Genomic DNA, 24070 nt, shown 5'->3' with positions numbered 1-24070 from the left:
CCTTTAGTTGTCAGGAAGGTCGTCGGCAGGGGTGTCAGAGGCGGCGTCTGCTTGACCCGTCGTCCGATAGAAGGCACGGCCCCAAGCCAGCCGTACCGACGTTCCACGCCCGGGCGTGAGGATTGCCATCACGTCGTCGGCGAACTGGGCGTAGTCCATGCCTCGTTTGGCCGTCCTGAGCTGGCTGACGAGTCCTCGCACGTGGGTCAGCAACTCGTCGGCCGACTCCGCTGTGGCCGCCGCCATGAACCGACGGGCAACCGCGGCCTGGCTGGGTCCGGCGCCTCCGCCGAGGTGCCCGACCGCCTGACCGAACCCGACGCCGGGAATGTGAGCCGGGCCAGACATTGATTGCTGGTGTAGCGCGTATAGCGTGAGCGCGGCATGTGCCGCATGCTCGGCCCGGCTTGGCTCGTCACGGTCCCAGCTGAGGTCGGGCGGCACCGCCGCAATTGTCAGCTCCCACAGCTCCGGGACGCTCCCGGCCGGCTTGCCCAATCCACGGCGCAGCCGCGCCAGGTCTGCCCGAGCTGCCGGTGAGCCACGCAGGTACTCCGCCTGCAACCGCCCGACCCGGCGGTCCAGTACCGCGCCGAGAGGGCCGAGCCGCCGCCTCCTTGCTGCCCGTGCGGCCGGCTCCGGTCCGGTCATGGATGTCGTCACGATGCGACCTCCTCCTCTGAGCGGTTCGTCGTCGGGCCGAGCGCCAACCCGAGAATGCTGCGGACACGAGCGCTGAACCACGCCTCCGCTTGGGCGACGTTCACAAGCCGGCCGTGGATCTCGCGTCCGATCCAGGCCGTCGGCCCGGCCGACTCCACCACCACCGCGGCGATGGGCCGCGCCAATCCGTACACAGTCGATTGCCACGCCGCTCTCGCCGCCGCGGTGTCCGTTGCCGCATCCAGCGAGGCCAGCCAGGCCCGGTACGGCGACTCGAGCGCGGCGTACAGCTGCTCGCGAGCGCGCTCACCAGCGCCCGATTTGGGGGCAGCGCCGCCGGCCTGGGCAACGTTCTCGGCCAGTTGCCAAAGCGCCGCCGCGGTGCGCTCGGCGTCCTCCACGCCCGCCTCTGCCAGTCGACCGAGTGCCGGGCTGTCCTCACGGAGCAACGCGATCGCGAGGGTCAGGCGGTCGTCGACGATCTCGTCGTAGGTCGCGCTCTGGGTCCCGTAGACGGCCCCGATCGCTCTCGTTCGGACGACGTGGCTGGCAGGGAGGATCCCGGCCGCTGACAGTTCGCCCAACCATTGCAGTACGCCGGGTGCGAGGAAGGGTGACGGTTCGTCGTGCCGAGCCCGGCGGCCGGACAGTGAGGGCAGCAGCGCCTCGAGTCCGCGCCAGACAGATCGTTCGGGGGCATGGCCGCGAGGCATGTACGTCGGCCGTTTGAGCTTCTTTGTCTGAGGTTCGCTGAACCGCCACGCCGTGTGCGGATCCAGCTGATGCCGATTCTGCGGCTGAATCTTGTCTCCGTTGGCCAGCACGACGCCTGTCACGCCCCACCGGTCACCCTTCAGCCAGACTCGCCGGGTCTGCCAGGTGTAGAGATCGATCGCTCCGCCCGGGGGACGGTCCTCGAGCCCCGCCGGCCCGTCGATTTCCCTCTCCCACGGTGGGAGGTCGCCTGGACCGCCGATACGCACGTAGGCCTCGACGTCTCGGGCAACCAAGTTGAGCAACAACGTCTCCCGCAAGTTATTGCCCTCAGCAAGGACACCACCGATCTGCCCAGACCACCCGGTGCCGATCGGATATCCCTTGCCATTCTTGACCTTCGGATCTCCGACCGCTCCGGACTTGATGCCCGACGGATCGAATGCGTGCACGTGCACCAGCCATCGTGCAGCCTCAGCGCTGCTGATCGAGGCAAGACTCGCAGCTGATCGAGTCGTGAACAGTGCCGCGCCGTTCGGCACGTCGGCGACGATCTTCTCCAGGCCGGACGCCTCACCGTTCGCTGTTCGCAAGCGGGGAACTTGGAAGAACGGCACGTCGGCGTCGAAGAGGTCAAAGCGGTGCCTGACCTGGTCGGCGTACCGGCGGATCCTGTCGATCGGCAGTGCAGACGCATGCCAGAGATCAGCCCACTCCTGCTGATCTTCGGGCCCGTCGACAGCTCGGTGCAGGAATGCCAGCAGAAGTCGGGTGATCGCGAAGCCCTGGGTGGGCACCTCGCCCCCCATGGTGATCAGACCCGGAGCTTGCTCGAGCACGCCGAGGATCGACAGTTCGACCTCTTGACCTTCCGGGCCGAGGGCGACGATCCAGGGCTCGTCAAGCAGGTTGAAGCCGTTGTCACTGCTCACGTTCCATCACTTCCAGTCCCCTGCCTGTCGTGTACCGGACGCGACGACCGTTGATGACAGCCCACCCAGCGTCGTCGACGAACAGCGCGGGCCATCGGTAGATCAGCGGGGAGTGCTCCCACGCCGGTGGAGTGGACTCCCACAGCTCCTTCTCGGTCTCGGCGTTGCTGAACTCCAGTGGCAGGCGGATCGCGCACGACGCAAGCACCTCGGCCACCTCATCGGGTGGCGTCTTGTCGCTGGGCACCGCGAGATCGAGGACCGGTGCGCCCAGCCAGCTCGGCGTGTGCAACCGACCGTCGGCGCCGACCTGCACCAAGATCGCCTCTAGGCTCGGTGCCCCGTCGCGAACCTGGCCGCGGCCCTCGGAACTCTCGTCAGCCTCCCCCACGTTCGCCGACAGCCAGCCAACGATCGCCCTACCTGGCTTGGCCGGATCGGCGATCTGGAAGTCGCGCGCTCTCTCCTCACGGCGCGCGGTGTCGGCCAGCCAGTCGGACTCGGCCTGTTGCATGGCGTCTTGCCAGTCCACCGGGCCGAGCGGCTGGTCGCCGTAGGCCGTCTGGACCAGCGGTGCGATGTCGTCCGGCAACTCGATCGTGCCGCCGAAGTGCGGCACCAGCACCGCGGCCGACCTGAGCAGCGCATGAGCGCCGTAGACGTACCGCCGCGCACCCGGTTCCAGCGCCGGTGGGCTCTGGTTGAAGTCGGCGCCCGTGATGAGGGCGCGGGCCGCACGCACCCGCTCGGGCCGGTCTCGCTGATCGGTGCCGCGCTGGTGGCGATGCAGCCGACCCATTCGCTGCAAGATCAGGTCGATCGGCGCCAGGTCCGTGACGAGGAGATCGAAGTCGACGTCGAGCGACTGCTCGACCACCTGCGACGCGACGACGACGTGACGATGCGGACGCTGCAGTGCCCGGCCGGGCGCACCGAAACGGTCCAGAAGGGCGTCATCGTTACGCAACCGATCCGCGGTGATGAACCGGGAATGCGCGACCGTGACCTCGCCCGGGAATTCCCGCTCGATCACCTCCGCCGCGTCAAGCACCCGGCGGACCGTGTTACGGACGACCAGCGCAGTCCCTCCCTCGGCCAGCGCGTCCCGCAACACCGCGAGCAAAGACCCGGGGTCGTCGTCGAGGGCATCGATCCGCACCGTCGTACGGCGTCCCGACGCCGCCGCGACCCGCGCCCGGACCCGACCACCATCGGTCCACGTCACCACCGGATAGCCGACGCTGCCATCGACGGGAGACGCGTCGATCTGTACCGATGCCGGCACGGCTCTGGCCATCCCGGTCTGGTACGCCGTGACGAGCGCACGGCGCCGGTCGGCGGGCAGGGTCGCCGACAGCGCAACCACCGGCACCCGGTACGCGCCGAGCCACGTAAGCACCTTCGCCAGGTACGAACTCATGTAGGCGTCGTATGCATGGATCTCGTCGATGATCACCACTTTGCCCGCGAGGCCGAGGTGCCGGAGCATGAGATGTCTGGACTTCAGGGCGGCGAACAGTAACTGGTCGATCGTGCCGACCGTGAAGTTCGCCAACTGCGCCTTCTTGCGGCCCGACAACCACGAATGCGCGGCAACCACATGCGGGACCTCGCGGGATGACTCGTCACACCCCACCTCTCGCAACCGACCCTCGATCATCAAGCCGCGGAACAGGTGGTTGAACCTGGCCTTGCCATGGCTCAACGTGATGGACGACCCGGCCGGCGAGCTCGCCGAGTCCATTCGGTCCAGCCAGTCGACAATCCTGGCGAACATCGCGTCCGTCGTGGCCTGCGTCGGCAACGCAACGAACAAGCCGCCCGCACCCGTCTGAGCGGCCAGTGCCTCGGCGGCCGCCAGCGCGGCCTCCGTCTTGCCCTCCCCCATCGGCGCCTCGATGATCACGATGCCGGGTTCGGCCATCTCCCGGGCGACGTCGATGGCTACCTCCTGCACCGGCCGAGGCTGCGCCCCCGGCGGGAGCTCGAACCGCTCGCGGAAGAGCTCGGCAGCCGACAACCTGACCGGCGGGCTTCGCCACGGAGCCGGCAGTCGAAGCCTGGTGAGAGCCTCCGCTGCCCGAGGCGCTGTCCCGTCCGGTGCCGGTAGTTGCTCGGAGCAGTAAGGGAAGAGATCGGCGTTGCTGGCGATCCAGTCCGACATGATCACCACGCCCGTGGCAAGCACCTGGAACTGCTGAGACAGGGCCCGATCGCGCCAGGTCTCAAGGAACGTCACCGCACCCGACCTGATCGCGATCCGCTGGACCAGCTCCTCCCGCACCATCTCCCACGCGCCGGACCCGAACAACTGGGGGACCTCGCCGGGCCGGCCCCGTTGTTCAGCCATCGCGTCGGGCGGCACCCCATGATGGCCGCCCAAGACAACACCCCAAGTCCGCGCGACGCCTCTCGACCACCCACGACCGACGAGCCACTCAACCAACAGGTGGTGGCCGGCCAGCGAGTGATGTGCGAGCTGCCGGTCGGGAAGTTCTGACTTCGTCAGCGGCACGTACAGACCGAGGTCGCACATGCGCTTGGCCAGGACCGTGTCCTGAACGGCGAACGCCGGTGTCGCCTTCCCCAGGTCATGGACCCCCGCAAGAAATGACACCGCCGCGCAAGCCGCCGTCGCATCACCGCCGAACTCGGCCGCGAACAGTTGCGCCACGCTGGGCGCCAGCCACTCGGCGAACAGACGCCGAGCCACATCGGTCGAGTCATCCAGGTGCTGCCAAAGCGGCAGCCACCCGCCTTGCTCGTCGAGCGACTTCGCCCACACGGACCGGGCAGCATCGCTCAAAGCGCTCTGATGTCTCATCACCGATGACGATCCCCGAATACCCGCATTGAACCAATACTGCGCAGACTAGGCCAGAGCCCGGACAAATCTGCTCCACAGCGTCCAACCCTGAGGCCCCGAGCATCCAACTGATCTAAAATCACGGATCCGAGGTGTATCTGCGCAGGTCATGCAGTGTGCTCCCCGCAGACGCGGGGGTGATCCCGTGGTCCCTGCACCGGTGAACGATGTCGATCCGTGCTCGCCGCAGACGCGGGGGTGATCCCTGCCGGTAGATGCGCGAATCGGTCCAGGCCATGTGCTCCCCGCAGACGCGGGGGTGATCCCGTCGGTTACGGCACCCTCCAAATCATCCCCTCGTGCTCCCCGCAGACGCGGGGGTGATCCCGGCGGCGGAAAGAGCGCGGCGGCGGTGTGGGAGTGCTCCCCGCAGACGCGGGGGTGATCCCGGGTCCGGTTCGGGATCGGGGGCGAAGTGATCCTGCTCCCCGCCGCACGTGGGGATGATCCGGTGGACAGGTCCGGTACGACGATCTCGCCGTCCTGCTCCCCGCGCACGCGGGGGTGATCCGTACGGTGGGTACGGCCAGCTCGATCCGAAGCGCTGCTCCCCGCGGACGCGGGGGTGATCCGTCGTTCGGGAACCGCACATCCGTGATGACGCCCTGCTCCCCGCAGACGCGGGGGTGATCCCATCATCACGACCCCGGGTCGAGGAGTGGATCGCGTGCTCCCCGAACGCTCATCACCCGTCACCTCCTTGAAAAGGACGCTTCCGCGGAGGTTGCCGAGTTGTTGCGCGGTCGCCGGGTCCTTGATTCGGTGGGGTGTTGAGAATCGATCGTTTTCTGGACATCCATTGCGCGTGTCTGGGTCGGCGTATGGATGGACTGGAAGTTGAACTCCTGCCGTGGCTGACCTTCTCATACGAGTTCGTGGCCTTGAGCATCAATCACGCGACGACCTCCGACCCTGAGCAGTGACCAGGGTCGTTGAGGGCTGTTCAGGGCCATTCGGGGCATCTCGGAGGCACCGGTCAAGGTTGCTGATCGACCGTCGATGGGGGTCGATCGCGCCCTTTGGCATGGTCGGCGCTGAGCGTGCAGCCCGCCCTGATCGGCGCGAGCTGTCCACAGCCGTCCACGGGTCCTGTTAGCAAATCCGTTAGCAACGTGGCCAGCTTGGAATGGCAGAAGACGCGCTGGTCGCGTGATAGGTAGGTCAGCATGGATGGGGCTTCTTGGGTGCTGGTCGGCTTGCAAGCCCTGTGGCTGGTGGCGCTTGTTGCCGTCGGTCTGCTGCGCGCAGTACGGCATCGCGTGCTGGTGACATCCGGGCTCGGCGTGGTGATCTCCCTCGTCGTCTCGACCACCGCCACCCCGATGGAGCGCGGTTTGCCGCTTGGCGTAGCGCTGGGGGCCGGGGTGGCGGTCGGGCTCTCGCTCGCCACCCGTAGTGGGGTGACCTTCACCTGGATGCCCGACAAGGTGTACTGGCTTGATGAGAAACGGCCACCGATGACCGAGAATCTGATCCTGCTGTTGACCGCGCTCTGCTGCTGTGTCGCGGCGGCGGCACTGGTGACCAGCTAGCAGTTTGGAAGTGCGGCTGACTGCCTGCGCGGACCGGGCCTCCACGCCTGCAACGAAGGCCCGCAACACACCGTGAGTGACCGTCAGCGACCATCGGCTAGGGCACGTAGAGGGCACGAGCCCTAACGGTTCTACGGTTCTGCTGGGTCGCCTTCAGGTCGCTCGGATTGGGCCCACCGGGTGATCTGGAATGCCACGCTGTCAGGTCCGGGTCTGCCGCCACTGCTCAGCTCGGTCGAGGTCCACTTCGGCGCGACGAATGCGAACGCGAATCCACCGCCTCGCTTGCGAATGATGAGCCCCCAGTAGTTGAAGTGGGCCGACTCGACCTCGGCCCTGGGAACACGTTGACCACCGATCGGATAGCGGATCAGCAGCTCGTCTCGTGTCAGGCGCACAGTCCAGCTACTGCGGAGCGCCGCCAGCGCGAAGTAGGACACAAGCAAGTACACGGGCCAAGTGACGCTGATCGGCGCAACCTCACCGATGTGGACAGTCCACAGAGTCCCTAGGATCGCGGCGAGCAACGGCAGGAACATGATGATGCGCCACACAAGAGCGGTACCCCACTCCTGCTCCGCTGGCAGAGAACCCGGTGATGGTTCATGCGGATCGCCACCGTTCATGGGTGAAGTCTGGCAGGAATGGCCCAGCGTCGTTGTCAGGGGCAATGATGGAGCGCTTCGAGGTCCACACCTGCCCCGTCCCCCCATAGCTGCCAAACCCAGGCCAGCGCGGCGCAGAGTCGGCTTGCCGATCCCGCAGGGACGCCGTAGGCGCTCTTGACCTGGGTCGTGGTGGCCGTACGATCGAGCGGCCGGGGGGACGAGGCAACCGGGGTCAGCCGCTCGCACGTCGGTCATTGGGAGTTGGGATCGCGTGGACGTGGAAGCGTCCTGCTCGATAGGCCCGGCGAGGACGGCGCGCCAGGGCCGCCCGCAGTCCGGGTCTGCGCGCCGAAGGCGCGCCCTTGATCCATAGGAGCGAAATTCGGCAAAGAGGCGTCGAGCCGCGTCGAGCCGCGAGGGCCCTCCGTCGGGCGATGCGCGACACTCGTCCGCGGAGCCGTGGTGAAACGGGCGTGCTATGTGTCGTACTCGAGCCCATCCCAGGGTTCGTAGTACGCGATGAAGTCGCCTGGTTCGATGTTGATCGAGTAGAGGCCTTCGAACTCACTGCCCACCCATCCAAAGGTCACACCGTCGACCTCAACGGCAAAAGGCTCGACCTCGACCGGTTCCAGGACGTACTTGCCGAGCTCGGCCAGCCGGGAGGCGATGAGGTCGTCCGCACCGGCGGCCGCCGCCTGGCCCGGGGGTACGCCCTCGGCGCGACGAACCTCGTCGACTCTCACCTCGTCGAACGTCCCGTCGGCCTTCCACAAGAACAGCCCGACATAGCCCGATCCGGGGGCGAACAGTTCGTCGCTGAGGAAGAACTTGCGGCCGTCCTCGGCGGTGCCGGCGTAGGGCACGTGATAGTCGTCAGGAACGATCGTGAAACGCTCAGGTGCTTGGTTCATGGCAGCTTCTCCTGCGGGATCTGCGGACGTTGATGCACACCCGGACAGGGCGGGGAACAGCGAGAGCGCGACTGCACACAGCACGCGAGAACGCCGATCCAAGCGAGGCGCTGTTCGCCTCGCCACCGAGCGCAGATCGACTGACTCACGGCGCACAACCTAGCCTGCCGTCCGCGACCGCACCCATCTTGGAGCCCCGGTTACTGCGCAGATGTCCGCTGCATGAGGAGCTGGTTGAGGGCGGCGCTGGGGCTGAAGTCGCCCGCCGCGATGCCGCGTCGGATTAGGTGGGCGATGAACCGGTGCCTCGGGGGCATGGCACTCCTCGCGCTGGTTGCTGTCCACGGTACGTCCCTTGGCGAGCCGGATCGAGTGCAGCGGAACTGCGGCTCGTGACCTTGACTGTCGCCGGCGCGACCGTTGGGTGATTAGGCCCGAGACAGGTGGCGGTAGATGGTCGGGCGGGTGACGCCGAACTCTGCCGCGATTTGCGCCACGGTGTAGCGCCGCTTCCCGTCGGCGCCGGTCTCTTCGTACATCTGCCGCGCCAGTTTGACCTGGCGGGGGCCGAGTTTGGGTTTCTGGCCGCCGGTGCGGCCGCGGGCGCGCGCGGCCGCGAGCCCGTCGATCGTGCGCTCGGACATCAGCGCGTGCTCGAACTCGGCGATCGAGCCCAGGATCTGGAAGAACATGCGCCCGACCGCGGTGGAGGTGTCGATGCCCTGGTCGAGCACCACCAGGTCCACCCCGCGCGACTGCAGGTCCTTGGACATCTCGATCAGGTGTTCCAGCGACCGGCCGAGCCGGTCGAGCTTGGTGATCACCAGCTGGTCCCCCGCGCGGTTGGCCGACAACAACGCCCGGTCCAGCTCCGGGCGGCGGGCGAGCTTCCCGGATGCCTTGTCGATGAACACGTCGTCGCAGCCGGCCGCGCGGAGCGCATCGTGTTGGGCCTCGGGGTGTTGGTCGCGGGTGGAGACTCGTCCGTAGCCGATTCGCATGCGCCGGACTGTATCGCGAACCCCCGAGCTCGTGACGTTGCCGCGTACACGGCATTCGTTACAACTTCCCCCGCCTGGACGCCGCCGGCTTTAAGAGTGTCTCGTGAACGATCGTTAGTGAGAACCTCCGCAGTGGAGACCTCAGTCCTTAGAAGAGGGCTGTTCCGCCAGGGAACCCGTTAACCGGACTGTCGGCGCCGCCGGGTCGCCGACGCGGCCGGGAACGCTTTCCGCGTCGTGACTTGACGATCGTTGTGAGCCATGGCTCTCAACCTAGTTGTGATCATCTTCGGGAGATATGTATAACTCGGTGAGATGCTGATAAACTAGAGGAGTAAGTCCCCCACACAGGAGGTTGAATCTAATGGTCGAAAACCCGCCCGCGAGTACCCCCGAGCCGAACTGGTACAAGCCGTTCGAGATCCGCTACAGCATCGCGTTCAACGACAAGGCATGGCGGAAGGTCCACCCGCCACACCTCGCGGCTGCTGTTGCCGCGGGCGAGGCCGCGATCCGTGCTCACCTGCAGAGCGTGACGCCGGTGCCCTACAGCGTCGCTGAGGTTGAGGCGCAAGCCTCGTACTCTCGGAGACTGTGGGATAGCGAGTGGGAGTACGAGGAGGAGGGCGTCGAGGAGCCGTCGGCTGAGGATCTGGAGGCGAAGGCCTAATCAGGCACAACCGCCGCCCGAGGTCTTTACGACAGCACGACAGCGCGTCTCGAGGATGGTATTCCCCGGGGGACGCGCTGCTCGTTACTTCGGTCATATACGGGCCTGGTGGTCGGCCAGGTTGCCGACAAAGTCCAGATGGGACGACTCGGCAGCGGCACAAGACGGGGAGGACGTCGACGACTGACGTTAGCCGCGCGACGCAAGTCTCGCGAGACCAACACCGTTCAGCATCTCTGGACGAATCCCGGCTGCCTGTTGTTGGTGCTGACGATCGTTATCTGGACACCACCCGCCTGAGTCCGTTCGGCACTCGACACGCAGGCTCTGAGTGTCGAGAAAACGTGTTGCGAAGTCGGAGTGTCCAACAACCTGCCGCTGTCCCTTTCTCGTACAGTCGCGGTCATGGCGACCCCTGTGACCGCACCCGACCTGCTCGCAGCTGAACCCGCAGTGCTCACTGGCGCCTCGGTCGGGTATGCCAGGGTGTCGACGCACGGCCAGCTCCTCGACCGGCAGCTTCGGACGCTGAACGAGGCCGGGTGCATCAAGGTGTTCGCCGATAAGCAATCCGGCCGCGACGCCGACCGGCCCGAGCTCATCGCCTGCCTGGCGTACCTGCGCCCGGGCGACACGCTCGTCGTACCGAGCCTCGACCGGCTGGCCAGGTCGCTGCAGGACCTCCTCACCATCGTCGGTGACCTCCGGCGTAGTGGTGTCGGGTTCCGATCACTGCACGAGGCGATCGACACCACGACCCCCGGTGGCCGGCTCGTGTTCCACATCTTCGCCGCACTCGCGGAGTTCATCCGCGAACTCATCGTGGAAGGCACGCACGAAGGCCTGGCCGCGGCCAGAGCACGGGGTACACGCCTCGGGCGGCCTCCCGCGATGACACCAGACCAGGTGCGCTCCGCCAGAACGCTCCTCGCCGAGCCCGATCACTCCGTGTCCTCGATCGCCCGCCTGCTCGGCGTCAGCCGCTCGACGGTCTACAAATACTTGCCCGAACTGCGCTCCCCAGCGCTGCCCGGCACTGCAACTGCTCTGGAGCTCCCGGCAGTCACCGACGGCATGACGAACGGTTCGACGGATGAGCCGCCGCCGATGCCGGCACCGCCACGTACGGCGGCCTGCCCGACCTGTGGTTACCGCCCCTCGAACAAACACGAACTTCAACTGCACCGCGAAGGCCTCGACACCGTCTGGCTGATACCAGACCCAGATCGGCCGGCCACGGCCGTCGTCGAGCGCTGGCACTGCGAACGCTGCCAACCGCACCAGGCCCGCCTCATCATGTGCGGCCTGTGCAGCTCGGCCGTAATGCTCGGCGACGAGCTCACCAACGGCGACCCGGCACGGACTCCCGATGTCGCCGTACTGTGGCTCACTGGCCGCGGCTGGAGCCACGTCGACGGCCAGTGGATCTGCGGAACCCACGGGTCGGTCACACACCACGCCACGCCGTGACCTTTACGACGATCAGCCCTCAGTCTGAAGTGGCGCGATGAGAAGCCGTTGGCGGCATCATGTACTTGTCCGGGACCTCTAATGATCCGGGCGATGATGTTGAGCGAGGATGGGGGCGGCCATGGCCGACGAGGTCGGTTCCGAGGCGCAGACCGCGTATTACTACCCGCCGCCCTACTGGGTCGGACGTGAAGCCGACGAGCTGAAGACGCTCCTGCTGTTCTTCGACAACCTTTCGATACTGCTGCCGCGATACATGGCCGGTCGGCCGGAAATCGCGGATCCTGTTCTGGCCGGCCCGCTGATCGACCGAGGGCTGCTCCGGGTCCTGGAGCCTGAGACATTTGTCGATCAGCAGATGACCGAAGATCTCACCACTGTGATGGTGGACCTCCTCACCAGCAACGCATTCGACGACCTTGAACCGCATCCGGAGAGATATCACGAGTTGTCGTACAGTCGCGTCGGGTGGGGCGTCGACGTCGGGCTGGCCCGGATGCTGGTGGAAGAGCTGGAATCTCGTGACCTCGCTCGCCCCACCGAGGATGGCGTCTCGATACCGCTTCATCCCGTCGTGCGGACGACGATTCTGATCCTCCTCGCCCAGCTGGCCCGCGCCGCCGGCCAGCGGCAGGGCCTGTCGCTGCATCCCGTTACCGCCGACTCGAGGCCTGTGGATGACCTGATGCGGACTCTTAGCCGGTCGAAGATGCCATCGGCGGGGCATCTCGTCGCCCTCGATATCGAGCCAGTTGCGATCGGTCTTGAATCCGTGCCGCTCGACGAGATCCTCGACTTCCGCAGCCAGCACGGCGGCGAGTACCGGGCATACGCCCGCGATTGCCGACGCTTCCTGATCGAGCTCGGGCCGCTCCCGCCAGACGAGCGGCATGCCCTCCTCCAGCTCCGAAGGGAGGAACTGCAGGATCGTGCTCTCACCCTGCGGCGGACCGCCCAACGCGCATGGTCACTGCCGCAGATGGTCGGCTTCGGCCTTGGCCTCGCAGGCGCCGCATGGGAGTTGGTCGGCCAGCAAGATCCCGTCTCTGCAGCGATCATGGCCGCGACTGCGGCGACCCTGACCACGGCCGACGGGCCTTCAAAGACAACCGACGCCTACAGCTACATCTACCGAGTCGAGCGAACCTTCGCGCGACGCTGACTGCGACGCTTCCGCCAACCGAAGACTGCGGAGTGCAGGTTTGATCATCTCGAGCCTCACCCGAAATCCCGGCCGTATTCGCGTCGGCTTGTTTCGAGCAGCGACCTCGTCTCGTCAGAGGCGGCGCTCCACAGCGCATCGCGCTCGCGCAGCAATTCCTGTAGGTCATGCCAGCGGATCCGCACGAACTGGGTGCGAGGCCGTTGCTTGGCGGATGGTCGCAGTCGATTCAGCCAGCCGGGCTCGGGAACGTCGCTCATGTCACGACCTTACGGACGATGGCCCACCGGAGTCGTGAGAGCTGAATTTGAGGGTGTTGAGCAGCATAAGCGCAACCCGGACAACGACACTCCTAACCCAGCCATCGCCATAAGATCCGCGCAGATCGCTGAATGACCGAAGGAGTAGCGCTCACCTTAGCTTTGCCGATCGATGTGTCGCCTGCCCGAGCGGCGGACGGCCAATCCAACCATGACCAGAACGACGAATCCGACCATCGCAACAATCGCTAGCGGAACGCTCGAAAGCCCCGCCGCAAGCACAAAGGCGATCACTAGCACGGCCAGCGCCACCGAGTACCAGGTCCCGACTGTCTGCCGATCAACCAGGAAGAAGTTCAGTGCGCAGGCCAGTACGAAGACCAGGGTGAACCACCAGGAGTCGAGCACCTCGGCCGCGGTCATTATGGGATGTCCCATCCTCTGTAGCTCTTGTACCCGAGGCCAGCATTGGCCGCCGTCCAGCCTGCAGTATGCCAAGGGTGGTGACGCCAGGAGTGCACATAGTGCCTGAAGTGGCGTCGTGGGCTGATCCTATGCAGCCAACGTCCGCGGTGACGCCCAAACCTGCGAATGCTCTTCGTGTGGTTACGCCACTTGGCAAGCTTGCCGATCCTGGCGAACCGGCCAGGCGATGCATAGCGCGCGGCTCTGAACCTTGTGGTTGCGAAGTCGAAGGCGACATTCCGCGCTGCGTGTCCCCAGGTCTCACCACCCGTCGCGGCGTTGTAGCCGTGCCATGCCGCGCTGGCGCCAGCGGCGACCAAAGCCGCTCCTAGACACAGACCACCAGTGCCGATTACGCAAGCCACTGCAGCGGCGATCCCTGCGACAGTAGCGGCCCTGCTCAAGAACTTCTTCCAACCGAAGCGACCGTCCAGGTCGAAGCTGTTGATCGGGTCGGACGGATACGTATAGGCGTTCGCATTCCCGCCGGGGACTGGGTCTGCCGATGTGAAGAGACCGGTCGCCGCGTTGTAAAGGCGAACTCCCATGAGCGTCAGCCCTGAGCCGCTAGTCGAGCGCTGCTTTGCGCCCAGCCAGCCATAGTCGACGGCTCCTGTGTCCGCGGTGGTGCCTGCGGCGTTGCCGTACTCGTCGTAGTTGTTCCAGCCGACGATGCCCTCGGCCGCTGCGCCACCGCCAGGCAAGTCAACCGTGGTCACGATGTCGCCGTGGGTGTTGGCCAGAGTCAGGTCAGCGGTGCCGGATTGGTTGACAGTGAGGGACAGGTCGCCGCCGATCAGCTCTGCATAGCGCTGGGTGGTGGCGCCCTGGGTCACCCAGGTGGGGTTGTCGGATGTGTCGGTGTAGTGGCGGATGGTCTGGGTTGAGCCGGACGCGTTAGTGACCGTCTCGGTGGAGCGCCGGTCGAGGGCGTCAAGGGTGTAGGTGGTTGTGGTGGCTCCCTGGGTGATGGAGCTAGCCAAGTCGCTGTCGAAGTAGGCGAGGCCGATGTCTCCATCAGCCGGTCGAGGTGCATCCGAAGCCGGCAGGGTGGTGGTGCGGCCCAACAGGTCGTAGCTGTAACTGCCAACCCCGTTGGCGCCGGTGACGGGACGGTCTGCGGTGTCGAAGGCGCGGGTCACCGTGGTAGCGCCGGACGTGGTGCAGGAGCCGTCGGCCGCGGCCGGAGCGGTTGCCTTCGTCAACCGGTTGTCGTTGGCGTCGAAGCCGTAAGTGCGGGTTACGCATGGTGCCGCGTCCGGGTCCGCGCCGGATGCAGCGGCGGTGCGGTCGTTGACCTGGGTGAGGCGGCCGGCGTTGTCGTAGGAGTAGTGACGGTCGTAGGGGATCGCGCCGCCGCCGGGGTCGGTGAAGGCGGTGCCGTCGGGGGTCCATTCGTGGGTGACCCGGCCGGTGATGTCGTTGTCCAGGGACCAGGAGAGCCAGCCGCCGTTGGGGTCGACGGTGGTCGAGCCGTCGTCGTTGACGGTGGTGACTTGGCCGGTGTAGCGCAGCCCGGTGGGTTCGCCGGTGTTGTCGAGGTCGTTGTACTGGGTAACGCCGCCCGGCAACTTCTGGATGGTCATGGAGCCGTCGGCGTCGTAGGCGCCGGTGGAGGTCCAGGTGGAGCCGGCGGTGGTGACGTCGACCTTGGTCGCGAGTCCGCGGTGTTCGGTTTTGCCGGCGGCGTCGGTGCCGTCGTAGGTGTAGGTGGTGGAGCCGTTGGCGTCGGTGACCGTGGCGACTGAGCCGGCGGCGTTGTAGACCGTGGTGGTGGCCGATTCGCCTGAGGGCTGGTAGGTGGTCTGGCGGCCCCAGGTGTCGTAGCCGGTGGTGATGGTGCCGGCGGTGGTGCCGTCGGCGTTCTTGGCCGTCGCCACCGTGGGCTGACCGGTCGCAGAGTCGTAGGTGGTGACCTTCTCGGTGTTCGGGGTCGAGCCGGTCAGGCCGGCGACCACGGTCTTGGCTGAGGAGATGCGGCCGTCGAGCAGGTACGTCGTGGTGGTGGTGCGGGTGACGGTGCCGGAGGCCTCGGTGACGGTTTTCGGTGCAAGCAGGTAGGTGAATGCAGACGTGGTGGTGGACGGCAGCGTCGGCGTGGCACCGGACGGGCCGGTCGGGGCCGCGGCGGGGTAGGTCTTGCAGACCAGGCCGGCCCACTGCGGCTTCAGGCCGCACTCGGCGAAGGAAGCGTTCGCGGCCGTGGTGTAGTACACCGTCTTCGTCGTACCGGCGTCCGCACCGTTCGAGGCCGGTTGGCGGGTTTCGATGACGCGGCTTTCGGTGTCGTAGCGGGTGACCTTGACGATGTCGCCGCTGCTGTTGCTGCCGTCGAGGTCGACGTCGGTGATGGTCTTGCCCGGCAGGCTGAGTGCCCAGCCGTCGGGGTCGCCGGCGACGGGGGCGGAGTAGTCGGTCAGGGTCTGGCTGGTGGTCTCGAGGTCGGTGCCGGTGCCCGGGTCGTGTGCGAACGACGTCTCGGTGGTGGCGAGCCGGTACGGCAGCGACGTGTCGGGGTTGATGCCCGCGTTGGGCGCGCCCTGGTCGAAGGTGGTGTGGGTGTGCGGGCGGACCCACGCGACGGTGCCGTTCTTCAGCGCGGCGTACCGAGCCGGGCCGTACGTGTCGGTCACCAACGTGCCAGCCGGAGTCACCACCGTGTCGCCAGCGGCGTTGGTGATGTCGGCGTTGTAGACGGTGACCGAGGCGAGCTGGTCGACCGTCGCGCCGGACGGCATCGTGTCGTCGATGACCGCGCGGAGGGCGCGTTCGTCGAGTTCGCGGACGACGTTGCCTTGGTCGTTGTAGTCGGTCGAGGTGTACTGCCAGTCGCCGGCGCCGTACTTGGCGGTGTTGATGGTGTAGCCGGCGGCGTCGGTGTATTGCAGGTCGGCGTACTGCCAATCCCCCGACCCCGGGGCACCAGTGAGGGGGTGGTCGGGCCCGAAGACCGCGAACCCGTTCGTGGGCGTGGCTTTCTGGTTCCAGCGCGCCACCGAGCCGCCGGTCAGGTCCGGCAGGCCGGTCCCGGACAGCGGGACGTCGTACACGTACTTGCCCAGGGTCGCGGTGCCGCCGGCCGGGTCGCCGGCCGGACGGTCCCGGGTGACCGTGTCGAGCTTTTCGCGCTGGTCGACGGTGACGTAGTTGAACTGGTACGGGACCTGGCCGGCGGGCTTGACCGAGGTCAGGTGGTTGGAGGCGTTGTAGGTGTACTGGGTGGACAGCCCGGAGCGGGGGTCGGTCACGGTCGCGAGCCTGCCCGAGGTGTCGTAGGTGTAGGTGGCGACGTTGATGGAGTCCATCCCGGCGCCGCCGGTCTTGTCGGGGTTGTAGATGTCGAGCCACGCATTCACCAGGCGCCCAGTCGCGGTGCCGGTGGTGCCGTAGTCGAACCGCAGCGCGCGGCACCCAGGGTTCAGGGTCCCGGTGGCGGGGCAGGTGACGCCCGGCGGCACCGGGGCCAGGATGCGGGACACGCGGCCGGAGGCGTCGTAGGAGTAGCTCGTCTTCGACGCGACCCCGGGCTCGGCGATCCCGTCCGGCCGGAACACGGTGGCCGCGTTGGCGACCGGTGCCGCGGCCGGGGTGAAGGTGGTGACGGTGCCGTCGTCCTCGATCAACGACAGCGTGGTGGACGTCCCGGAGCCACTGACGGTGAGCCGCGACCCGTCGAGTTCGGTGTCCTCGTCCGCCGGTACCCAGGTGCCGGTCGCGAAGGCCGCCGTCGTACGGCGCTGCCCGGTCGGCGACTGGAACACCAGACCGGTGCCGTCGCCGTCGAGCAGCGCGATGGTGCCGTCGATCCGGGTGGAGTCGACAACCTCCGTCCCCGCGGCACCGGCGTCGGCGCCGTCGAATTGCGCGGTCCACCCGGGCCCGAACACACCGTTCACCGTGGTCGGGGCGCCCGCATAGGTGGAGTGGGATCGCGAGACAGACAGCGATCCGGTGTAGCCCGGGACGGAGATGTCGGTGGTGTCGGTGTTGAACTCGCCAGTCCACAGCGCGACCTGACCGGGGCCGGCGTCGGCGGTGGGGAACCCGTTGCCGAAGGCGTGCGGCACCCGTTGCACCGTCGTCCCCGGCGCCTGCGACCAGGTGCACTGAAGCGAGGCGTCGTAGCTGAAGCAGACCTGCACGTCCAGCTTGACCGGGATCCGGCTGTTCAGCGTCGTCGGCTGCACCCCGGTCGTGTCGGGGTCGGAATCCAGGTAGTTGTCGACCGTTGCGTTGCTGGTGTCCCAGGTCGTGTTGACCGTGACACCGGCGGCGCCGTTGTCGACCACCGGCAGCGCGGTGGCGTCTTCGGTCCAGCCGACCAGGTCGTCCGCGCCGCCGTAGCCGGAGACCCGCCAGCGGATCTTCGCCGTCACGCTAGCCGCCGTGCCCCTCGGCGGACCAGAGGCGGCGATCCGGACCGTGTCCGTCGTCGTGATCCGCGGGTCCGCGGTCGGCGAGGTCAACATGGTGCCGCCCCAGCCGAAGCTGTAGCTGGTGGTGCCGGACAGTTTCCCGGTCGGCGACTCCGACCGGGCGGTCAGCTGATGCAGGCCGGCAATGGATTTGGGGACGGTGATCTGGGTGCTGGTGGTGCCACCGTTGAACGGCGGCATCACCTTCACCTGGCCCGCGACGGTGCCGCCGGTGCCGCCGCCGTACGGTTTCCCGTCCAGCGTGAGCCGGAAGTAGCCCGGCACGCTGTAACTCGCCCCGCTGGTCGTCACCGACACCGTGCAGGTGACGTCCGCGGTCGGTGGGATGTCCTGCCACGTGTTGTTGCCATACGGCGTGGGGCACGACACCGTCGGCGCGACGGGGGTGCCGGCCGCGGTGCGGATCGGGGTCCAGCCGGAGTAGTTCCCGAACAGCATCACGTTGCCGCCGGTGTCCATGTCCCCGGCCCGCGACCGTACATACAGCTGGGTGTTGTCCGGCAACGTGCCCGGCGCACAGCCCGCCTCAGTGGCGGAGGCGACGGCCTGGGAAGCGCAGGACGTGACCAAGCCGCTGCCGTCGGTGGAGGTGTGGAAGTAGAAGAAGTACCGCACCTGGTTGCTGTCGGCATCGCTGGCCGTCGACGACACCCACGGCGTCAGGTCAGACGTGTACGACAGAGTGCTGCTGTTGGGGGCGGCGTAGGAGACCGCGGACCACACCTTCGGGGCCGTGGTCTGCGAGGGCGCCCGGTTGTAGGTGATCAAGACGTTGGGCGGGTAGGAGCCGTCGATCGAGTGGAACTTCTTCCACGACCCCGAATCGGTCTCGTTCGCCGCCTTCAACGCGACCCCGACCGTCGTGGCCGACGACGCCTGCCATCCGGTGTACAGCGCGGAGGCGAGCGGGACGGTGACCTTGGCGCCCGGGCAGGCCGAGCTGTAGCCCTTCGCGACCTGCACCGACCCCGACACCGTCGACGAATACGTCGGCTGCGAACCCCACCGCGACGACGTCGACGCCAGGTCCGAGGAGTGCACCTCGAACGTGGTCGGCGTACACGACGCCGAGTAGGTCTCCCACAGCTGGAGGACCGCGGAGCGGATCTGCTTGTTCTTGAACGGCGCGGTCGGGAAGTGCACGAACGACCGGGCCTTCACCGCGCCACCGTTGTACGTGCCCAGCCTCAGCTCGGGCGAGGCCGACTGGTCGGTGGTGTAGTCGGACTCTACGTAGGTGTCGAACGTCGTGTTCACCGTCTGGATCGCGTACGTCGGGTCCACCGTCACCGGGAACACCCGGGCCGGGTCCAGCAACCAGGTCGGGTCCGGGGTGATCACCAGCTTCGCCCGGCCCGGTGTCGCCTGCTCCACCGTGACCGACACCTTCGAGCGGTCCGCAGGGTCGCCGCTGGCCGGGTCGATCACCGCATCCCACATGTAGGCGACCGGGATCCGCGACCGGACGACGTTCCGGGCGTCGACGAAGTCGATCGACCCGTCGGCCTGGGGCTTCGCGGTCAAACCCTTGGTCCGCAACGGGATCCGCCACACCGGCGCCGTCGTCGGGCGCTGCTTCACCACGAAGTCCTGCTCGAACCCCGACCGGCGAGCATCCAGCACCAGGTCGATGCCCGGCTGCACGTCCGCGTAGGTCGCCTTCGTGCCATCGAGGCTCGGCTCCGGCAGCGCCCACGGCGCCAGCCACTCCACCTGCCGCCCCGAACCGGCCTGCACGGACGCGAACACCCCACCCGTCGCGGCGCTCCGCTTCCCGAGCTGCAGCCCGTAAGCGTGTCCGCGCGGCGCGACCGTGCCGTCGGTGCCCTGCACCAGATCCAGGTCGATCGGCTGCCACATGCCAGCCGCGTTCTTGAACCGGATCGGCGCAGCAGACGCCTCAGTCGACATCGTGCCGTCAGGATTCGCCCACGTCGTGTCGGTCTCGGTGCGCAACGACTCCACCTCAACCTTCGAGCCCTGCGCCCGCGCGGTGACCACCGCCGACACCAGGTCCGGGCGCGAGTCCACCTTCGTCGCCAACGGCTTCGGATCCGCCGCCGGCGCGGCCTCTGCCGGTTGATGAGCCTCCAACCCGGTCACCAGCAACGCGGCCGACACAACCACAGCGACAATCCGCGGGAACTTCTGCACACGGGCGCGCTGCGAACGATCCAGAACGAACACGATCGACTCCCCACACATGCCGGCCGGAGGGACGGGCTTCGGTGACAGGCGGGTCACCGGGCCGGGCCAGCGATCGATACATCGCTCACGAATGCAACTCCGTTACAGCCACAACCTGGAAATCTCACCCAGGCGGGGCGGGCTGGCTGGCGTGTCAACGCACGAGTGCGTGGTGGCGCGGTAACGATCGAGGACGCCCATCGATATAGGACCGGGCACTGCGGGCGATCGGAGCTGCAAAGATCGGTCGCTGGCGGCGTGGTTCAAGTCCGGCAGCAGGAACGGGCTCGGTCGACGCCGGGCATCCCATACTGGCCCGACCAAGACATCGAAACGATGGGCCGCAGTCATGACTACAACTGATAGCTCCGCTTCACCGCGGCTCGGGGCAATGTGGCTCGAGCTCGGACTGCCGTTCGGCGCAATGCAGGGTGCCGGCTGGGTGGCCGGTACCATGCACGGCGCGCCAAGCCTGGTCCTGCGGGTGCTGGCTGTGGTTCTGCTGCTCATCTTCCTTCTGCGCGCCGCTCGCTGGGCTGAGCGAGTTGCGCGCAGAAAGGGGATCTACCATCCGCAGTACTTCGTGCTGGGGCCGATCGGACTGATCATGGCGCTCTGTGCCAAGGACAAGACCCGATCTACACCGCGATGAACTCCCACGCCCACAGCAGCTTCCCCGCCGCCGTGTCCGCGATGTTGAACCGTCGGCTCCATTGCTCCGCGCAACGACAGGAGAATACGACCCGTGACCAGGACCAAGATCCGTAAGACCGGCGCCGCGACCACCCTCGCCGTCGCGGCAATCGGATCAATCGCCCTGCTGACCGGATGCGGCGGAAACGAGACGCCCGCCGGCGGCTCCCCCTCGAACCAAGGCACGACCGCCGGCATGCCGAGCAGCACGAGGCCGAGCGCCAGTGCGTCCGAGTCGAAGACTGCGCCGGACGCGGCCACGATCGCCAAGGCGCTGCAGGCGGCCAGCGGCGGACACATCAAGTCGCTGTGGACCTACACCGAAGACACCGACCCCAACAACCTGATCGGTCGTCCAGGCGGCTACACCTCCGCCACGTTCGCGTACGACAACCGCGTTCCGGACTGCAAGGCCAAGCCCGACAGCATGTGCGGCGCCCAAGTGGAGCAGTTCGCGAACGAGGCGGACGCCAAGCGCCGGCTCGACTACATCGCCGGGATCTACAAGGCCGCTCCGATCCTCGGCACCGAGTATCTGACCGTGGAGGGCTCGACACTCCTTCGCGTAACAGGCGAGCTGAAGCCGTCCGTGAACCGCGCATATGTCGCCGCCTTCAACGCAGCGCTGAGCAAGTAGAAGAAGAGACGAAAACGCCCGTGCGGCCAACGCCGGCAGAGCAGGTTCCAGGATGACCGGCCGGAGGGAGACCCGGGGTCCCGGGGCTCGCAGGTGGAACGCCGGTCACCGCGTAGGGGCGTGACGGCACCGGTGAGGCTGATCAGGGTATTGAACCGCTCGAGGTCGTCGGGGCGGGCCGCCCGGGCGGTGATGCCAGGGCTGATCTCGCCCGACAGGTCTACCCAGATGCGGCACCCGCCGCGGCAACGGGGCGATCCGCGCGGTCGAGGAGGCCCGTACCGAACTCGACCTGGCCGTCATCGACGCACGCCCGACGGAATGGGATCACCTGGCAGGAGATCGCAGTTCTGCTCGATGTCACCAGACAGTCGGCGCACACAAGCGGTGGGCCGCAGCAGCCGACAGACCTCTCGGGAGAAGGTGAATGCCTTCCGTTGCCAGCAGCCGCCTACCGGGCTGCGCGACTGTGATGGGCCAGCCAGCCCTGGGTGGCTCACCGCGGTCCGCGTTGTACCAGGATCTTGAATCTCGGCTCGGTCTCCCATTGGGTGCCGTAGTCGTCCTCGTGGCGCCCGGGGTGCCGGGCTTCCTTCTGGCAGCGGTACACCTCATCCGGGCCGTACATGTTGTTCTTGCCGCCGGCCCGCGACGTCGCCCGGCACTGGTTGCGGACAGGCGCATCGCGGCCGGTCCGTTCCGCGAGCGCGCGCAGCCGTTCGCGCAGCCGGTCATCAGACATTCGCTCGCCCCTCCACAGGTCGGCATCCATCCGCATCGTGCCGCCTGCCGCAGGTAAGCACAACCCGGTCCGGATCTCAGCCTTCCGGGTGATGGGACGCGTTGTTCGACATCGCTGCGTGGACAGCCAGCTGGTCCACCAGCTCGTTCATTGGATTTCCCGAGTGCCCCTTGACCCAGCGGAACTGAACGTCCGTTCGGTCCAGCACGAGATCGATGAGGGGCTCCCACAGATCGCGGTTCTTGACCGGCTGCTTGGCCGCATTCACCCAGCCTCGGCTGTGCCAGCCGGCCCACCAGGTCTTCTGGAAGCAGTTGACGACGTACGTCGAATCGCTCACCACCACCAGCGGGCCAGTCAGTGCTCGCACGGCTTCGAGCGCGGCCGTCAGCTCCATCCTCTGGTTGGTGGTGGCGGGATCAGCTCCAGATGCCTGGGGCCCGTCAGCCACCGCCCAGGCCCACCCACCAGGGCCGGGATTGCCGCTGCACGCCCCGTCGGTGTACACCTCGATCGTCCCCGCTGGCAAGGGCGTCGACGGCTGCGGGACACGCGACGGCCCGCGCTCAGTTGATCGCTTCGACGCCGCGCGCTTCGGTCTATCGATGCGAGTCGACGGGCTCGGCTCTGCCAGTGTCTTGGCCACAACCTCGGGGTCGGGATGGCAGGCAGCATGGACCCATCGGCCACTGCCCGGCTCGCCGAGCATCGCGATAGCGTCGCCACGCTGGATCCGCTCCGGACAGGTAGCGCACTTCGTCGCAAAACGTGCGTGCATCAACAGTCCTTCCGGGCATCGCGTGGCGTTGGCCTAAGCTACTCGCCCGACCGCTGGCCGTGTTGGACGCGGACCGCCACACCCTGGGATCTCCCAGATCTTGCGCGCCCAGTCGGCGAGGAACACGGCGATCGTCCAGTCGTTGATCTTCCGCTCAGCCTGGCCGAACTCGTTCCGAAAACGACCGTTTGTGGAGCGCCGACTAGTGCGCCGCAGCGGTGTAGATCGCCGCGGCAGCGCCGAGGACCGAGGCAGCGGACAGTCCGGTGAACGCGGCGGTAGCGATCAGGCGCACCTTCGCTACCCGTCTCGCGAGAATGGGGATACCTAGCAGGGGCACATTCGCGAGTCCCCACAACCAGACGGAGTTCAGGGCGACGAACAGTTGGAGATTGAGCCAGAAGCACCCAACGCCCACCGTTATGAGCACCGCTGCGGCGACACAGAGGCTGAGCACAGACCGGGGCGCAGGGGTGGACAGGCGGTCGTGGCTGTCGCGGCGGCGCGCGTGGTGCTCCAGAACTCGCCACATCTGATCCACCTGCTCATCGCCGAACAGACGCCGACCACTCCGAGGCTGACAACTGGCTCGCCACTGACGCGCGGCTTCAGACCCGACGACGATGGTCACGTCATCGATTCGAGTAAGGCTGCCCTGTTCACCGGGGTTGTGTGCCGCACTGCCACCCCAGAGGAACACCACCGCATCGACCTCCGGGCCGACCGCTCGCAGTGGTTGCCAGAGTCGAAGGACTTTGACGTCGCGCTGCAGGCGCTGAACAATCTGTATGACTCGCTCCTCGGGCGGATCCACCGTCCAGCCCCGCGCCGACCACTTCGTCTCCACAGCGATCACACCGCCCGACCCGACCAAGACATGATCGATGTCGGAGGAGGCACGCAGCGAGAAGTGGTTCACCAGGCGCCAACCGTTCCTGCGCAGTGGGCGAAGTTCGCTCGCGGTCCACTGTTCGGCGGCCGCGCCCATGCTCTTCGGCGCCGTCCCGGTCGCCTGCATGACGAGGATTGCCAGCCCGAGCAGGGTGCCGGCAACAGCCGCGCCGACGATGAACCCACGCTGGAACGCATCATGCACGAACAACAGAACGACGGTCGTGACGATCGTGACCGCGACGACCGCTCCCGCGAGTACCCGCCGCTGACGCCGGATGAAGGACCACTGCAGCCGACGCGCCTCCGCACGCGCCCACTCACCGGCCCTCGCATCGCCGCTGAGCTGCCGCCTCCGCCACCAGTCGCGCACCTTCGTGAGCACAGCGACAGCGTTACAGATCAGCGCTGCCTAGTGTCGCGTGTCGTTGATTAGTTTACGTTTCGAT

Annotated in this window: 18 protein-coding genes and 1 CRISPR repeat array; of the genes, 6 read left to right on the top strand and 12 right to left on the bottom strand. The window is 67.1% G+C overall.

Annotation, left to right across the window (positions count from 1 at the left end):
• Positions 1 to 3: 3 nt before the first annotated feature.
• From casB to cas3, 3 genes are read right to left on the bottom strand one after another with little or no spacing between them, the layout of a single operon-like run.
• Positions 4 to 663 carry a type I-E CRISPR-associated protein Cse2/CasB gene (gene casB, locus EV646_RS35375; protein ID WP_199237375.1) on the bottom strand — a complete coding sequence of 220 codons (660 nt, stop codon included), beginning with the start codon at positions 661 to 663 and terminating at the stop codon, positions 4 to 6.
• Complete coding sequence (casA, locus tag EV646_RS35370; RefSeq protein WP_132156557.1) at positions 660 to 2309, bottom strand: type I-E CRISPR-associated protein Cse1/CasA; 1650 nt, start codon at positions 2307 to 2309, stop codon at positions 660 to 662. Before casA ends, casB begins: the two co-directional genes overlap by 4 nt.
• Entirely contained in the window at positions 2299 to 5133 is a 2835-nt protein-coding gene (gene cas3 / locus EV646_RS35365) for a CRISPR-associated helicase Cas3' (protein ID WP_132156555.1), read from the bottom strand. Before cas3 ends, casA begins: the two co-directional genes overlap by 11 nt.
• Positions 5134 to 5291: 158 nt before the next feature.
• A CRISPR array of direct repeats spans positions 5292 to 5565; the repeat unit is 30 nt; unit sequence GTGCTCCCCGCAGACGCGGGGGTGATCCCG.
• A gap of 776 nt (positions 5566 to 6341) precedes the next feature.
• Between cas3 and EV646_RS35360 the strand changes: the two genes are divergently transcribed.
• Positions 6342 to 6707 carry a hypothetical protein gene (locus tag EV646_RS35360; protein ID WP_132156553.1) on the top strand — a complete coding sequence of 122 codons (366 nt, stop codon included), beginning with the start codon at positions 6342 to 6344 and terminating at the stop codon, positions 6705 to 6707.
• Between the two features lie 131 nt (positions 6708 to 6838).
• Here the strand turns inward: EV646_RS35360 and EV646_RS35355 are convergent, their stop codons facing one another.
• The 3 genes from EV646_RS35355 to EV646_RS35345 form a co-directional block, all read right to left on the bottom strand.
• Positions 6839 to 7333 (bottom strand): hypothetical protein, encoded by a 495-nt coding sequence (locus EV646_RS35355; protein ID WP_132156551.1) that lies wholly within the window; start codon positions 7331 to 7333, stop codon positions 6839 to 6841.
• Positions 7334 to 7791: 458 nt separating this feature from the next.
• Positions 7792 to 8229 carry a hypothetical protein gene (locus EV646_RS35350; RefSeq protein WP_132156549.1) on the bottom strand — a complete coding sequence of 146 codons (438 nt, stop codon included), beginning with the start codon at positions 8227 to 8229 and terminating at the stop codon, positions 7792 to 7794.
• Positions 8230 to 8657: 428 nt separating this feature from the next.
• A complete protein-coding gene (locus tag EV646_RS35345; protein ID WP_132156547.1) occupies positions 8658 to 9230 on the bottom strand; it encodes a recombinase family protein in 573 nt (190 codons plus the stop codon).
• Positions 9231 to 9594: 364 nt separating this feature from the next.
• On the opposite strand from EV646_RS35345, the gene EV646_RS35340 reads away from it, so the two are divergent.
• From EV646_RS35340 to EV646_RS35330, 3 genes are all read left to right on the top strand, one after another.
• A complete protein-coding gene (locus EV646_RS35340) occupies positions 9595 to 9900 on the top strand; it encodes a hypothetical protein (protein ID WP_132156545.1) in 306 nt (101 codons plus the stop codon).
• A gap of 405 nt (positions 9901 to 10305) precedes the next feature.
• The gene (locus EV646_RS41135; RefSeq protein ID WP_132156543.1) at positions 10306 to 11370 is read left to right on the top strand and encodes a recombinase family protein; all 1065 of its coding nucleotides are present in this window, start codon (positions 10306 to 10308) and stop codon (positions 11368 to 11370) included.
• Between the two features lie 121 nt (positions 11371 to 11491).
• Positions 11492 to 12532 carry a hypothetical protein gene (locus tag EV646_RS35330; RefSeq protein ID WP_132156541.1) on the top strand — a complete coding sequence of 347 codons (1041 nt, stop codon included), beginning with the start codon at positions 11492 to 11494 and terminating at the stop codon, positions 12530 to 12532.
• A 56-nt stretch (positions 12533 to 12588) separates the two neighbouring features.
• Here EV646_RS35330 and EV646_RS35325 read toward each other — a convergent pair whose 3' ends face one another.
• The 3 genes from EV646_RS35325 to EV646_RS35315 form a co-directional block, all read right to left on the bottom strand.
• Entirely contained in the window at positions 12589 to 12792 is a 204-nt protein-coding gene (locus EV646_RS35325) for a hypothetical protein (protein ID WP_132156539.1), read from the bottom strand.
• A gap of 156 nt (positions 12793 to 12948) precedes the next feature.
• Complete coding sequence (locus tag EV646_RS35320) at positions 12949 to 13215, bottom strand: hypothetical protein (protein ID WP_132156537.1); 267 nt, start codon at positions 13213 to 13215, stop codon at positions 12949 to 12951.
• Positions 13215 to 19880 (bottom strand): RHS repeat-associated core domain-containing protein, encoded by a 6666-nt coding sequence (locus EV646_RS35315; protein ID WP_132156535.1) that lies wholly within the window; start codon positions 19878 to 19880, stop codon positions 13215 to 13217. The genes EV646_RS35320 and EV646_RS35315 overlap by 1 nt, the downstream gene beginning before the upstream one ends.
• A 349-nt stretch (positions 19881 to 20229) precedes the next feature.
• On the opposite strand from EV646_RS35315, the gene EV646_RS35310 reads away from it, so the two are divergent.
• The gene (locus EV646_RS35310; RefSeq protein WP_132156534.1) at positions 20230 to 20532 is read left to right on the top strand and encodes a hypothetical protein; all 303 of its coding nucleotides are present in this window, start codon (positions 20230 to 20232) and stop codon (positions 20530 to 20532) included.
• A gap of 93 nt (positions 20533 to 20625) precedes the next feature.
• A complete protein-coding gene (locus EV646_RS35305) occupies positions 20626 to 21210 on the top strand; it encodes a hypothetical protein (protein WP_132156532.1) in 585 nt (194 codons plus the stop codon).
• 496 nt (positions 21211 to 21706) lie between these two features.
• Here EV646_RS35305 and EV646_RS35300 read toward each other — a convergent pair whose 3' ends face one another.
• The 3 genes from EV646_RS35300 to EV646_RS35290 all read right to left on the bottom strand — a co-directional run bounded on the left by EV646_RS35300 (position 21707) and on the right by EV646_RS35290 (position 24006).
• On the bottom strand, positions 21707 to 21952 hold the full coding sequence (locus tag EV646_RS35300) for a hypothetical protein (protein ID WP_132156530.1): 246 nt from the start codon (positions 21950 to 21952) through the stop codon (positions 21707 to 21709).
• Between the two features lie 76 nt (positions 21953 to 22028).
• A complete protein-coding gene (locus EV646_RS35295; protein ID WP_199237376.1) occupies positions 22029 to 22661 on the bottom strand; it encodes a ribonuclease H family protein in 633 nt (210 codons plus the stop codon).
• A 271-nt stretch (positions 22662 to 22932) separates the two neighbouring features.
• Entirely contained in the window at positions 22933 to 24006 is a 1074-nt protein-coding gene (locus tag EV646_RS35290) for a nuclease-related domain-containing protein (RefSeq protein WP_132156526.1), read from the bottom strand.
• Between the last annotated feature and the right edge of the window lie 64 nt (positions 24007 to 24070).

Origin of the sequence: Kribbella antiqua (assembly GCF_004345665.1) — a bacterium.
In the GTDB taxonomy this organism is placed as follows: Bacteria; Actinomycetota; Actinomycetes; order Propionibacteriales; family Kribbellaceae; genus Kribbella; species Kribbella antiqua.
Note: the sequence above shows the minus strand (reverse complement) of the source record. Positions and strands in the feature narration are given on the sequence as shown.